Source organism: Methylobacterium sp. Leaf112, from assembly GCF_001423295.1.
Classification (GTDB): Bacteria; Pseudomonadota; Alphaproteobacteria; order Rhizobiales; family Beijerinckiaceae; genus Methylobacterium.
In genome coordinates this window covers 108,030-121,280 of sequence record NZ_LMNG01000033.1, presented here as the reverse complement: position 1 = coordinate 121,280, position 13,251 = coordinate 108,030, and the positions used below count along the sequence as shown (strand labels likewise).

Sequence of the window (13,251 nt, the reverse complement as noted above, 5' to 3'; positions counted from 1 at the left end):
AGCGTTTGATACGCAGGTACCAGATTTCCTTGAGGCGATTCGGAACTTGCCCGGGTGCGGTCCGTTGGACGCCCGCTGCCACCCTGGCGGCGGGGAGCGAAGCGGACCCGTGACGTCTGGCGTCGACAGACATGAACTCCGGCAGATCATCGCCGGCCTCAGCGAGGGCGTGATCCTGGTCGAGCCAGATCAGTCGATCACCTACGCCAACGAGGCCGCGTTGGCGATGCACGGCGCCGACGCCCTGGAAGAACTCGGCGCCACCGTGGACGCCTACCGCGAGCGCTTCTCCCTCCGCTATCGCAACAACCGTGCACCCGAGCACTACCCGATGGAGCGCGTCGTTTCGGGCGAGACGTTCCACGATGTCGTGGTCGACGTGAAGCGGACCGACCGTCCGGACGTCGCCTTCGTGCACTCCCTGCGAAGCCTCGTGGCCACGGACCGGGAGGGACGTCCGAGCTGCCTCGCCCTGATCCTCAAGGACGTGTCCGATCAGTTCGAGGCGGAGGAACGATTCGAGAAAACTTTCAATGCCAATCCGGCGCCCGCGGTGATCACCCGGCTGTCGGATCTGCGCCACGTCAAGGTGAACGCCGGGTTCCTCGAAATGACCGGGCACACCCGCGACGCCGTGATCGGCCGCAACGTCTACGAGGTCGACGTGCTGGCCGGTGCCCGCAGCCGCGACCTCGCCATTGCCCGGCTCAACGCGGGCGGCACCATTCCGCAGATGGAAGCGTGCCTGACCCTGCCCGATGGCGGGACCCGCTTCGTCATCGTCGCCGGGCAGCCCATCGAGATGGGTGACGAGCCCTGCATGCTGTTCACCTTCGCGGACCTCGAGTTGCGCAAGAAAGCCGAGACCGCCCTGCGGCAGAGCGAGGAGCGTTTCGCCAAGGCATTCCAGCTCACGCCCGTTCCGACCATGCTGTGCCGGGCCGATGGCTTCTCCATCACGGGCGTCAACGAAGCCTTCAGCCGGGTGTTCGGCTACGGACAGGACAAGGTCACCGGCCGCACCCCCGAGGAGATCGGCCTCTGGGTCAACGAAGCCGCCCGCGTCCGATTCGAGGCGGCACTGACCCGAACCGGTTACGTGCTCGGGCTGGAGACCTGCCTGAGCTCCCAGGAGCCCAGCGAACTCGACTGCATGATCTCGGCGGAGCGGGTGACCATCGCCGACGAGGCTTTCGTGCTCATCGTCCTGCAGGACATCACGGAGCGCAAACGCTCCGAGCGCGATCTGTTCACCGCCATCGAGGCGGTGATGGCCGACACGTCGTGGTTCAGCCGCGGACTCATCGAAAAGCTCGCGAACCTGCGCCAGCCGGGTGAGCGGACTGGGGACGATCCGACCCTCACCCTCACGGTCCGAGAGCGACAGATGCTCGGCCTCGTCTGCTCCGGACTGAGCGACGACGCCATCGCCAAGCGCCTGAACCTCTCGCGCAACACGGTCCGCAACCACACCGCCGCGCTCTACCGCAAGCTCGGTCTTCACAAGCGCTCGGAGGTAATCGTGTGGGGGCGCGACAACGGATTTCCGAACCCCACCGCCCCGTAACAAAAAGCCAAGATACCAGTACATCCGTATTATTGCGCCAAGTCCACGAAGGTCCATCTGACCATCGTGACCAGTGCATCGCCCTTGGGGACGGACATGACCGATACGCGCAAGCCGACCTCTGAGAAGGAGAAGAATTCCGTCGCCAAGGCGTCCATCAAGGAGGCCATCGGCAAGCTGACCGGTGATGTGAAGGTCGAAGCCGAGGGCAAGGCCGAAAAGATTTCCTCCGAGTCCGAAGGGACGCCCGAGGGAAAGTCCGGCTCGGCGCGCTCGTCGTAGCCCGAACCGCCAGAAGCGAATGCTTCCAACGCAACAACAACCAACAGGATGAACATCATGGTCGATACGGACCGCGTGACGGGTGCTGCCCGGGAACTCGCCGGAAAGGCTCAGGGCACCATCGGTGATCTCATCGGGTCTAAGAGCGACTCCGTCGAAGGCCGCTTCCGCGAAGCGCAGGGTAGCGCCGAGAATCTCTACGACCAGGCGAAGGATAGCGTCGGGCATGCAGCCGACCAGACGCAGGCTTACGCCGAGCACGCCTACGAGAATTCCGGCCACTACCTTCGCGAAGGCCGGCGTGCCGTGGCCCACCGAGTCGAGGAAAGCCCACTCGTCGCGCTCCTGATCGCCGGCGCCGTCGGCTACGGCCTCGCCCTTCTGATCCATTCCCGTCGCTGATATCCGGCGCCGCCGCGTGGGACGCCCTCGGCAAGACGCGGGGCATCCCGGGCGATCAGGCGAAGACGCAGACCGACGACGACCATAAGCAGGACGATGGCGCCGTGGCCGACCGCTACGACGCGCGTCGCGCCTGATCCCTTCGGCCTCGGTTCCCCGGGGCCGGACCCTCCGCCGGTTGGGATCGACCGGTCCGTTCACCCCCCTCGCAGCACAGGAGTTTTTTCGATGAGCAGCACCACCGACAAGATCAAGGGCCTGGCCAACGAGGCCGTCGGCAACGTCAAGCAGGCCGCTGGCAACGTCACCGGCAACGACAAGCTCGTCGCGGAAGGCAAGGCCCAGGAACTGAAGGGCGAAGCTCAGAAGACCGTCGGCGACGTCAAGGACGGCGCCCAGAACCTCACCGACAAGGTCAAGAGCAAGATTTGATCGTGCGCCTCGCGGGACGGCATCGCGCCGTCCCGCCCTTACGATTTGCCCATTGAAGTTACCTGTCCCGATAGGAGCCGACCATGAACAGCGACCAGTTCCGAGGCGCCACGCGCCATCTCAAGGGTCGGGCGCAATCGACCCTCGGCGGCATCACGGGTGATCCCGCGCGTCAGGTGCGCGGCGCCGTCGATCAGGTCGCCGGAGGTGCGCAATACGCCTACGGACAGGCCCGCGACCGTGCGGAGGATTGGATCGAGGACGGCAGCCACCTCGCTCACGAGGCACGCCGCCGCGGCGAGCGCCTTCTCGACGACGGCAGCCGCTACGCCCGCGAGACCCGTCGCCGGGGTGAGGCTTACGGGCGAAAGGCGGTCGGTTACGCCGACGCCAATCGCGGCGCAACGGTGCTGGCCCTGGCCGCGTTGGCCTTCGCCGCCGGTTGGCTGCTGCGCCCGTCTCGCTGATCCAGTCCTCCATCCTAGTCCAAGGTCTCGTCGTCGCCCGCCCCTTTCGGGCCCGACGTGCCACCGAGACGATCCCGTTCAGACGAAAAGGACACCACCATGAGCAAGGGCTACCCCTCGATGACCGCCCTTCTGGGTCTGCTGGCTGTCGCCGGCTACCAGAACCGTGACAAGATCGCCGAGCTGCTGAAGAGCGGCAGCGCCGGTGCCGCGCACGGCACCGTTCCGCACGTTCCACAGGGCAGCGGGTCGAGCAACCTCGGGAATCTCGGCAGCCTGCTCGGCGGAGTCGGTACGGCCGGCGTCGGTGGCCTCATCGCCAGCGGCTTGAGCGAACTCGTCGACCATTTCACCAAGGGCGGCCATGGCGAGACTGCGAAGTCCTGGATTAACCAGGGCCAGAACCGCGACATCCCGGAAGCGGACCTCGAGAAAGCCATCGGCGCCGAGACCCTCGATGGGCTGCAGAAGCAGACCGGGCTGAGCCGGGCCGACATTCTCTCGCGCCTGTCGCGCGACCTGCCCTCGGCCATCGACCGCTACGCCCAGGACGGCCGCCAGCCGGCCTGACGTCCCGCAGGGCGCGTGAAGGGCCGGCGCAGAAGCGTGCCGGCCCTTCACGCGGGACGGTCACGCCGACGCGACGGACCTGCCTCTCAACCCGTGCCTTCGATGAGGTTGCGGATTCGGGCGGCCAGTGCTTCGAGGGCGAACGGCTTGACCATGACTTGCATGCCGGGTGCCAAGTGGCCGTGGTTGAGGGCCGCATTCTCGGCGTAGCCGGTGATGAAGAGAACTTTCAGGCCAGGCCGCGAGAGTTGCGCCGCTTCCGCCATCTGCCGGCCGTTCATGCCACCGGGTAAGCCGACATCGCTGACCAGAAGGTCGATGCGCACATCCGATTGCAGCACCTGCAGCCCGGAAGCGCCGTCGGCCGCCTCGATGGCCGCGTAGCCGAGATCCTCCAACACTTCTGTGACGAGCATCCGGACGGTCGGTTCGTCGTCGACCACCAGCACCGTCTCGCCCGCCCGCGCCCGTGCCGCCTCGGACAGGTCCGGGACCACCTCCACCCCTTCCGCCTCCCCGAGATGACGGGGCAGGTACAGGCACACCATGGTGCCCTCGCCGGGCTCGGAATAGATCCTCACCTGCCCGCCCGATTGCTTGGCGAATCCGTAGATCATGCTGAGCCCCAAGCCGGTGCCCTCCCCCATGGGCTTGGTGGTAAAGAACGGGTCGAAGGCCTTCGCGACCACGTCCGGCGTCATGCCGGTGCCGTTGTCCGAGACGCAGAGGGAGATGTACTGGCCCGGCTCCAGGTCCCGCTCGCGGGCGCTGCGCGAGTCGAGCCAGCGGTTGCCGGTCTCGATGACGATGCGCCCGCCGTCCGGCATCGCATCGCGCGCGTTGATGCACAGGTTGAGGAGCGCGTTCTCCAGTTGGCTCGGATCGACATGGGTCGACCACAGTCCTGCCGCCCCCACGACCTCGACGGAGACCGCCGGCCCGACGGTGCGGCGCACCAGCTCCTCCATGCCCTCCACCAGACGGTTCGCATCGATGGGCTTCGGGGCCAGGGTCTGACGACGCGAGAACGCCAGAAGACGATGGGTCAGGGCGGCGGCGCGGCGGGCCGCGCCCTGTGCGGCGGCGATGTAGCGCTCGATATCGCCGACCCGGCCCTGGAGCAGTCGGGTCTGCATCAGCTCCAACGAACCGACGATGCCCGCGAGCATGTTGTTGAAGTCGTGGGCGAGGCCCCCGGTCAATTGCCCGACGGCCTCCATCTTCTGGGACTGGCGCAGGGCCTCCTCGGTCCGCATCAGCTCGGCCGTCCGCTCGACGACGCGCTGCTCCAAGTTCTCGTTGAGGCGGCGGAGCTGCTCGGTGACGCGCTCGCGCTCGGCCTCGACGGCGCGTCGCTCCTCGACGTCGATCAGGACGCCCGGAAACCGCAACGGCGTGCCGTCCGGAGCATGCTCGACACGCCCGTTCGCCTCCAGCCAGTAGTAGAGCCCGTCCGCACGCTTGGTGCGGTATTGGTGCGCGTAGGGCCCGCCTTGCGCCAACGCCGTGCCAATCGCCGCCGTCAGGGCGTCTCGGTCGTCCGGGTGCACGGTCTCGATGACCTGGGCGAGGCTCAGGCCTTCGCGTCCCACGGTGGGATCGAGGCCGAAACTGCGGGCGAAGGCCTCGTCCACGCTGAAGCGGTCGGCGGCGAGATCCCAAACCCAGGTCCCGATGATCGCACCGGCGGCCAACGCCAGTTGCACGCGCTCGACGTTCTCGCGGGCCACGGCCTCGCTGGCGCGCAGGGCGTCCTCGGCCGCGCGCCGTGCCGAGATGTCCCGGAACAGCACGGAGACCTGGCGCCGGCTCGGCGGTTCGATCCGGGCGGCGGAAACCTCGATGTGGCGCCCGGCGGCCGGAAAGGCGCGCTCGAACCGGATCGATTCGCCCGTCCGCAGGACGCCTCCGTAGAGGTCGAGCCAGCCATCCGCTTCGGCGGCCGCAAGATCGCGCAGGGTACGGCCGACGATGTTCGGGATGCCCGTATGGCGCTCGTAGCCAGGGTTCGCCTCGACGTGGACGTAGTCGCTCGCAGGTCCGTGCGGCCCGTCGAAGAACTCGATGATGCAGAAGCCGTCGTCGATGGCCTCGAACAGCGCGCGGTACCGTGCCTCGCTCGTAGCCAGCGCATCGCGGGCATAGCGCTGTTCGGTGATGTCGCGCGCCACGCCGGAGAAGCGGACCGGACGGCCGGTGCCGTCGCGCTCGATCTCGCCCCGGCGGGCGATCCAGCGGAGTTCCCCCGTATCGGGTCGCCGGATCCGGTACTCGACGTCACGGATCAGGTCCCCGCGCCGGCGGCTCTCCGCCGTCGAGACGAGGTGTGAATCCTGAGGGATGATCAGAACCTCGAACGCCGCCGCCGGATAGGTCGCCCGCTCGGGCAAGCCGTAGAGGCGGCAGAATTCCGGCGTGGTGTAGAGGATGGCGTCGTCGATCCCGACGGAGAACACCCCGATGCCGCCGGCTTCCTGCGCCCGGCGCAGACGCGTCTCGGTCTCTTCGAGGGCGGTGCCGATCCGGTGCTCCTCGGTGCGGTCGCTCAGGACCTTCACGAGGCCGATGAGGTCGCCACCGGGATCGCGCAGTGGCGTCGTCTCCCCGGACGCCCAGAACCGGGACCCGTCCGCCCGCAGATACCAGCGCTCGCTGTCGGCACGGCTCTGGTCATGGGCGCGGCGCCGCTCGGCTGCGGGGTGGCCGGACAGGACATCCTCCGGCGTGAACAGCCGTTCGATCGCTTGGCCCCGGATCGTCTCGCGGGTCCAGCCGAAGATGCGCTCGGCGCCCGTATTCCAGTCGGTGACGCGTCCGTCCGGGTCCATGCCGATGATGGCGATGCGGGTGGTACTGTCGAGGATCGCTCGCGCGTGCCCCTCGGCCTCTCCCGGCCCAGGCGGGGAGATCCCGGACTCCGGCACGGTCGTTGGGACTTTGGCCCAGGGCACCTGCCCGTGCACCTGAGCACGCAACCGCGCGGCTTCCTCCGCGAGGGCGTCGGCACGCTGCAGGAGTTCGGCAGCCTCCGGACCCGTCATACGGACGAGCTCGAAGGGGCGCAGCGGATGACTTGAGCAGCGAGCGCTTCGGACGGGCACGGCCAAATCTTGCACCCCGCGTCGATGCGGCCGGCCGTGGGACGGGAATACGGTGGCAAGCGAATATCGGAGAGCGGGCGTCGTTCCATAGGCGTCTCTTGCCGCAAAACAGGCCTGCGCTCCAGACGGCGACGCCCTCGGTCGGCCGCAAAAAGCCGCCGCGACAGGTTCGAGGCCGCCTGACCGTCAGCGGCGACCGGAAGTGGCCTACGAAGATTCACGGAATCTTCGCCCGCAGGGCACACGCGAAAATGGATATAGGGGCAATACGCTCGGATTGTTCTACGGTCGAGATCACATCGCTGTACGCCAGCATGGATTCATGCGTTGCGGGCTTCCGCGTAGAGACGCTCGCAGCGGTCGAGCCAGAGATTCTGGGTAAAGTTTTGTCGCACGCGCGCATGCGCGATTCGGCGAGGGATCGCGAGAGCCTCCGCGATGGCACCGGCCAAGGTGGCCTCCAGGGCGTCCTCGTCGCCGGACGGGGCGAAGGCCCCCGCCTCGCCGATGACTTCGCGGGCCGCACCCCGATCGATGCTGGCGACGGGAAGCCCGCACGCCATGGCCTCGATGGTGACGAGGCCGAACGGCTCGTCCCAGCACGGCGTGAACAGAAATACGGAGGCCTTTCCGATTTCCCGTGCCAGGGATGGACCGTCGAGGTGCCCGCCATAGCGGATCGCGCCGCCGAGTAGGGGCAAGACCACGCCTTCCCAGTACGCGGTGTCTTCCGTCGAGCCGAACAGGGTCAGGGCGATGCCGGCGCGCCGTGCGGCTCGGATCGCCAGATGCGTGCCCTTGAAGGGGGTGATCCGGCCGCACCAGACCGCGCTACCATCGCCGTGGTCGCGATACGGCCAGGCCGACGGATCGACGCCGTTGTGCAGCACCGAGACCTCCGGTGGGCTTCCTTGCGGAAACCACGCATGCATCTGGCCGTGCGACGTGGCGGTGATGCGGTGCACGGGCGAGATGCTGTTCTGCACGAACCAGCGCAGGGCGTCGTAGGGCGGAACGTGCAGCGATGTGACCGTCGGCACGGCCCGCGTCCGCCGCTGTTCCAGGGGCAGGCGGCTCAGGCTGTTGTTGTGCAGGACATCGAAGCCACCGGCGGCGATGCGGTCGCAGGCTGCCGCATAGCCGGCGTCGAGATGGGCGATGAGCGCCGGATTGCCGGTGTGCTCCTCGCCCGGGAACGACTTTTCCTGATGCTCGGGCAGCACCGGATCGATCGCGAAACGCCCGTCGCTGTCCCCCGAGGCGAACAGCACGACGTCGTGGCCGCGCGCCCGGAGCCCCTCGGCGAGGTGCCAGCTATGGGCCTCCATGCCCCCCCGGAACGGCGGCGCGATGGGCTGGCGCACATGCGCCAGGAGGGCGATCCTCATGCGGCCGCGGGCTCCGTACCTGCGGGTTGCCCGGCCGCGATTCGCGCATCGAGGATGCGGATGACCGAGGCGGTGTTGGTATAGGGCTGGTGGCCATGCTGGCCCGTGAGTGCGCGATCGTCGGCATCCGGTTCGCGCAGGATGCGGATCGGCTGGCCGGGCGTATCGTCGATCAGGCCCATGAGGCGGAAGGCGTAGAGCCAGTGGCCCATGGTGCGGTAGCCCCACTTGGCCTCGAACAGCTCGGCGTTGCGCACCACACTGGCGATGTGGTGAATCGGCGGCATATGGTGCGGATGGTACTGGTGATAGACCAGCGCACCCTTCAACCACGCAATGGCGATGCCGCGTTCATCCAGGGTCTTTCCGAAATCCGTGTCCTCGCCGCCGTAGCCGGAGTAGCGCTCGTCGAAGCCGCCGAGCCGCAAGAAAGTCGCGCGCAGCATTGCGAAATTCAGCGACCAGAAGCAGCGGTAGTCGCCGCAGACCTCGATGCCCTCGGCCGGTGGTCCGCGCCGGTCCGAGTGCTTCTCGGCGACGGCCGCGAAGGCCTCGTAGGTCCAGTCGCCCAGGGTGGCACCGGCCGGGAGATAGAGCACCTCGCCCATGAGCAGGCCGTCGAATTCTTCGAGATGACGGGTGTAATCCGCGACAAGGGACGGCGCCGGGATGCAATCGACGTCGAGGAACACGATCACCCCGCCCGACGCCGTCGCCACGGCGCGGTTGCGCGCGGCCGCCAGGGGCAGCGGATCGCCGGCCATCACGATCTGGCTGATCGGGAACGGCGTCTCCGGCAAATCGTAGGGCTGCTCCTGCATGCATGCGACGATGAGTTCGTCCGGCATTCGGGTCTGGCGCATCAGGCCCCGCACCACGTTGGCGAGATGCTCCGGCCGCCCCTTGGCCAGCGTCACGACAGAAACGGTCGACATATTTTGCGGGTCCGAGCTGGAGTTGAGCATACGATCACACGCCGGGCGCGCCGGCCCAGAGGTCGTCGGTGAGGCTCTCGAGCCAGCCCGCGGCGCGGGTTGCGGCGTCCGGCGCATGGAGCGGGCGCAGGGTTTCGCCGTCGAGGCGGCGGGCGCGGTCGAGGAGGTCGCGCCAGCCCTGGAGGTCACCGGGCCAGTTCGGCGCCTGCACGGCTGCGCCGAGACGTACGAGGGCGTCGGCCTTGCGCGTCTGCTCGCCGAAGTAGCGCCATTCCGGCATCACCACGAGCCGTCCCCCCACCCGTGCGACCTCGTGGACCGTGTTGTCGCCGGCCGAAGCGATGACGATGTCGGCGGCCGCGAGGTAATCGGTGACGGATGGGACCCAGCCGAGCTCGCGCAGGTTGGCGAAATCGGTTTCGTGACCTTCGCGATGGGTCGGTCCGAGGGTCAGCCACAGGGCGTCCGGGACGGCCCGCGCGGCAACCGTCAGCGGCGCGTAGGGCGTACCACTGCCTCCGCCTCCCGTGACGGCGACGACGATCTCGCGGTCGGGGTCGAGCCGCAAGCGGGCGCGGGCGTCAGCGCGCGACGGCACCGGATCGACGCTGGTGCACAGACCGCCGCTGTAGAAGGTCTTGGCGCGCAGGTAGGCGGGGTAGTCGTCCTGTTCCAGGCGCGGGTCGAACGGCGCGAGCATGCCGACGCAGGCCTCGTAGGACCCGATATGGCCGATATCGGAGCGGTCGCCGTGCATGCGGATCTGCACGGCCGGCACGCTCGCGGCGCGGGCCAGCAGGGCGATCTCGGCCGAGACGTCGACCACGAACAGACCGACCTGCCGGTCGTCGAGGTGGTCGAGGATCGTCCGCATGGTCCGGCGGGTCTCGGCGACGCCGAGCGGCACGCAATGCATCACCTGCGGCGTCGGTTCGGCGAACAGGCGCGCCGTCGGCACGGCGGCGCCGATCATGTTGGGCAGGGCGATGATCTCGATGTCGCGAGAGAAGCCGTCGAACAGGCCGGGATCGGCAGTCAGCACCGAAACCGGCCGCGCGGCGGAGAATTCGGCCACCAGGGCGCGGGTGCGGTTGGCGTGGCCGCGCCCCTGATGGTGGACGAAGAAGGCGATGGGTTTCGGCATGGGCCTCGGGCGGGTCAGGAGAACAGGCAGGTGCCGGGCCGGCGGGCGGCGGCGATCTCGGCAGGCGACGGCGCGCGCAGACGGCGGATCGCGGGCGCGTCCGCATCCCAACCGATGAGCCCGGCGTCGCGGAACTGGCCGAGCCAGTACTCCATGCACCATGTCCCGTGCCGGGCGTGGAAGCGGGCGGCGTTGCGCAGGATGGAATCGAAGTGCGGCAGGGGCGGCACGTGGACGGGGTGATGCTGGTGATAGGCGCGCGCGCCGGCGATCCAGTCGGTCGGCACGCCGGACGCGGCCAGACGCACGGCGAAATCCGTCTCCTCGCCACCGTAGCCGACATAGCCCTCATCCATGCCGCCGATCTTCGCGTAGGCGCGGGCCGGAAGGGCGAAGGACAGGCCCCAGAGTTCCTTCGCCTCGGGTTCCCGGCGCAGGCCGCTGGCGGGAATGGAGGGTTTGGCCGGATGCACCCGCCCGACCCGGTCGAGGGCTGCGCAATCGAGGTGCGGACCGATGGCGCCTTCGGGAAGGTAGAGCACCTCGCCGAGCAAAAGCCCCTCCGCCTCGGCACCCGCATAGGCCGCGACCAGCCCCGGGCCCGGGATGCAGTCCACGTCGAGGAAGATCAGGCGCTCGCCCCGCGCCGCAGCGGCGGCCCTGTTGCGGGCGGCGGCGAGCGGCATCGGCTCCCCGGGCACGTGGAGGTGGCGGACGGGACAGCCGGCATCCGGCAGATCCAGCGCGGGCTCCGGCTGCATCCAGGCGATGACGAGTTCCAGGGGGGGCATCGTCTGCCCGGCGAGCCCGAGCATGAGGTTACGCAGGTGCGCGTCGCGGCCTCGCACCAGGGTGAGGACGCTGACGCCGGCCGCTCGATCAGATGGCATGCGCCGGACTTTTCCGGAAATGGGCGACGCCCTCGATGACGCCGCGCGCATGGGTGGCGCGGGCGACGTAGGAATGGGCGAGCGCCGCGTGGCTCGCGAGGTCGTCGGAGAAATTCGCCACGATGATCGCCTGCCGTCGGGCACGCAGCATCTCGACATCGTTGCCGGAATCGCCCGCCACGAACACATCGGCTTCAGCGAGACCGTAGAGGGCACGGACGCGATCGACGGCGGTCCCTTTCGAGGCCGCCGGCGGCAGGACGTCCAGGTAGCGGCCATGGCTGTGGATGATCGTGGCCGCGAGGCCGTCCGTGTCGAGCCGCGCCTGCACCTGCCGGGCGGTGGCGACGTCCCCGAAATAGCTGAGCTTGTGCGTCCGCTGCTCCAGGGGCCCCTGCGGCACGAGGCCCGCGACTTCGGCGAGCGCCGCGTGGACGCGCGCCCGGTCCCAGCCGCGGGACACCACATCCCGCCAAGTCCGGTCGGCCGTGTAGCTCACCCCGTTGGGGTCGAGGTGATAGATTTCCGACCCCACGGAGGTGATCATCACCTGGGGTCGCGGGCTCGCCTGCTGCTCCAGGATCGCCATGGCGCTGTGGAACGAGCGCCCGGTGGCGACACCGAAGGCCAGGCCTTCCTGCTCGCTGCGCCACTGACTGAAGGCCTTCAGGCCCGCCTCGCAACCGACCAGGGTGTTGTCGATATCGCAGATGAGCAGTTGGCGCGGATTGCTGAGGGGCGGCTCGGCGACGGAAAGGGCGCGCAACAGGGCGTGATAGCGCGCGGCGTGCCGGTCCCAATCGTAGGCGGCGGCCGCCCGCGCGCCACCGGCGACGAAACGCTCGCGCAGGCCCGGCTCGTCGAGGATCCGCAGGCAGGCCCGCGCGATCTCGGTGGGCGCGCGCGGATCGACCAAGAGCCCGTTGCCGCAGGTCTCGACGATATCGTTGGGACCGCCGCTGTCCGTCGCCACCAGGGGGAGCCCTGCGGCCGAAGCCTCCAGCAGGGTGAGGCCGAAAGGCTCGTTCAGGGCCGGATTGACGAAGACCCCGCCCCGGGTGCGGGCATAGGCGTAGATCGCCGGCACGTCCTCCGGGCGGTGGGTCTTCGGATAAGCCACCCGCCCGTAGAGATCGTAACGATCGATGAGTACGAGCAACTCGCGCATGGTCTCGGCCATGCCGCCGTCGAGGTCATCGAGGTTTTCGCGGGTTCCCGCGACGAGAATCAGGTTGGCGCGGGCCTGAAGTTCGGGGCTCTCTCCGTAGGCCGTGACCAGGGCGGCGAGGTTCTTGCGCGCCACCGGACGGGCGAGCGCCAGCAGTGCCGGCTTCCCGGGTTCGCGCAGGAACCGGTCGAGGGTGGCGTCCACCCGCGCGCAGGTCCGAGCCGACTGGAAGCGTGCGAGGTCGCTTCCCGGCGGCAGGACGCGAATGCGGCCGGCATCGTAGGCTGCGTAGGTCGCGTACTGGACCTCCGCTTCGTCGCGGGACGACGCGATGACGAGGGCCGCGCGCGCGAGACCCGTCTCTTCGGCCGCGATGCGGTGGTCGAGCGCCGGCGTGTCCGTCGCCGGGCATCCGAGCGCCCTCGCCTTCACACGCCCGAGGGAATGAGCCGTGAACACGAACGGAATGCCGAGTCGGTCCTCGACGTTCGCCGCGACGACGGCGGCATCGGCATAATGGGCGTGGATCACGTCGGGACGGGTCGGCTGCGCCAGGATCCAGGCGACCAGAGCGTCCGACAGGCTCTCCACCTCGGCGTGGAGCGCCTCCTTCGGCAGGTAGCCCGGCGACGCGCTCGCGAGTCGCACGATGGTCACCTTGCTCGACACGGGCTCCTCGGGCACGGCGTAGGCGTCGCCGAACGCGCTTCCGAACAGGCGGGTCGCGATCACGATCCGGGCGATCTCGGTGTCCTGCGCGCAGGCCTCGACCAGATCCAGTAGGTAGCGGATATGACCGCCCGTATCCGCCGTGAGCCCGTAAGCGACATCTTCGCCACGAAGACAACCCTGAAGCGCGATATGAAGAACGAACATCAAAGGCAAGGTGTCACAAGATGACGCGT

General features: G+C 68.6%; 12 protein-coding genes. 6 read left to right on the top strand and 6 right to left on the bottom strand.

Annotation, left to right across the window (positions count from 1 at the left end):
* Positions 1-109: 109 nt before the first annotated feature.
* The 6 genes from ASF52_RS19965 to ASF52_RS19940 all read left to right on the top strand — a co-directional run bounded on the left by ASF52_RS19965 (position 110) and on the right by ASF52_RS19940 (position 3,720).
* The gene (locus ASF52_RS19965) at positions 110-1,567 is read left to right on the top strand and encodes a helix-turn-helix transcriptional regulator (RefSeq protein ID WP_056175961.1); all 1,458 of its coding nucleotides are present in this window, start codon (positions 110-112) and stop codon (positions 1,565-1,567) included.
* 96 nt (positions 1,568-1,663) lie between these two features.
* Positions 1,664-1,849 carry a hypothetical protein gene (locus tag ASF52_RS19960; RefSeq protein WP_082502587.1) on the top strand — a complete coding sequence of 62 codons (186 nt, stop codon included), beginning with the start codon at positions 1,664-1,666 and terminating at the stop codon, positions 1,847-1,849.
* A gap of 57 nt (positions 1,850-1,906) precedes the next feature.
* Positions 1,907-2,251, top strand: a complete 345-nt coding sequence (locus ASF52_RS19955) for a CsbD family protein (protein WP_056176209.1) — start codon at positions 1,907-1,909, stop codon at positions 2,249-2,251.
* A 228-nt stretch (positions 2,252-2,479) separates the two neighbouring features.
* Positions 2,480-2,683 (top strand): CsbD family protein, encoded by a 204-nt coding sequence (locus ASF52_RS19950; protein ID WP_056175955.1) that lies wholly within the window; start codon positions 2,480-2,482, stop codon positions 2,681-2,683.
* A gap of 83 nt (positions 2,684-2,766) precedes the next feature.
* Positions 2,767-3,150, top strand: coding sequence for a CsbD family protein (locus tag ASF52_RS19945; RefSeq protein ID WP_056175953.1), 384 nt, complete (start codon positions 2,767-2,769; stop codon positions 3,148-3,150).
* A gap of 99 nt (positions 3,151-3,249) precedes the next feature.
* Positions 3,250-3,720 (top strand): YidB family protein, encoded by a 471-nt coding sequence (locus ASF52_RS19940; protein ID WP_056175951.1) that lies wholly within the window; start codon positions 3,250-3,252, stop codon positions 3,718-3,720.
* 86 nt (positions 3,721-3,806) lie between these two features.
* Here ASF52_RS19940 and ASF52_RS19935 read toward each other — a convergent pair whose 3' ends face one another.
* From ASF52_RS19935 to ASF52_RS19910, 6 genes are all read right to left on the bottom strand, one after another.
* On the bottom strand, positions 3,807-6,761 hold the full coding sequence (locus tag ASF52_RS19935; RefSeq protein ID WP_082515409.1) for a PAS domain-containing hybrid sensor histidine kinase/response regulator: 2,955 nt from the start codon (positions 6,759-6,761) through the stop codon (positions 3,807-3,809).
* Positions 6,762-7,141: 380 nt separating this feature from the next.
* The gene (locus ASF52_RS19930) at positions 7,142-8,209 is read right to left on the bottom strand and encodes a glycosyltransferase (protein WP_056175949.1); all 1,068 of its coding nucleotides are present in this window, start codon (positions 8,207-8,209) and stop codon (positions 7,142-7,144) included.
* Positions 8,206-9,144: a galactosyltransferase-related protein gene (locus ASF52_RS19925; RefSeq protein WP_056175946.1), complete on the bottom strand. Its 939-nt coding sequence runs from the start codon at positions 9,142-9,144 to the stop codon at positions 8,206-8,208. Before ASF52_RS19925 ends, ASF52_RS19930 begins: the two co-directional genes overlap by 4 nt.
* A gap of 34 nt (positions 9,145-9,178) precedes the next feature.
* On the bottom strand, positions 9,179-10,288 hold the full coding sequence (locus ASF52_RS19920; protein ID WP_056175943.1) for a glycosyltransferase: 1,110 nt from the start codon (positions 10,286-10,288) through the stop codon (positions 9,179-9,181).
* Positions 10,289-10,302: 14 nt separating this feature from the next.
* On the bottom strand, positions 10,303-11,178 hold the full coding sequence (locus ASF52_RS19915) for a glycosyltransferase family 2 protein (RefSeq protein WP_056175938.1): 876 nt from the start codon (positions 11,176-11,178) through the stop codon (positions 10,303-10,305).
* Positions 11,168-13,222 (bottom strand): HAD-IIB family hydrolase, encoded by a 2,055-nt coding sequence (locus ASF52_RS19910; RefSeq protein ID WP_056175935.1) that lies wholly within the window; start codon positions 13,220-13,222, stop codon positions 11,168-11,170. The genes ASF52_RS19915 and ASF52_RS19910 overlap by 11 nt, the downstream gene beginning before the upstream one ends.
* Between the last annotated feature and the right edge of the window lie 29 nt (positions 13,223-13,251).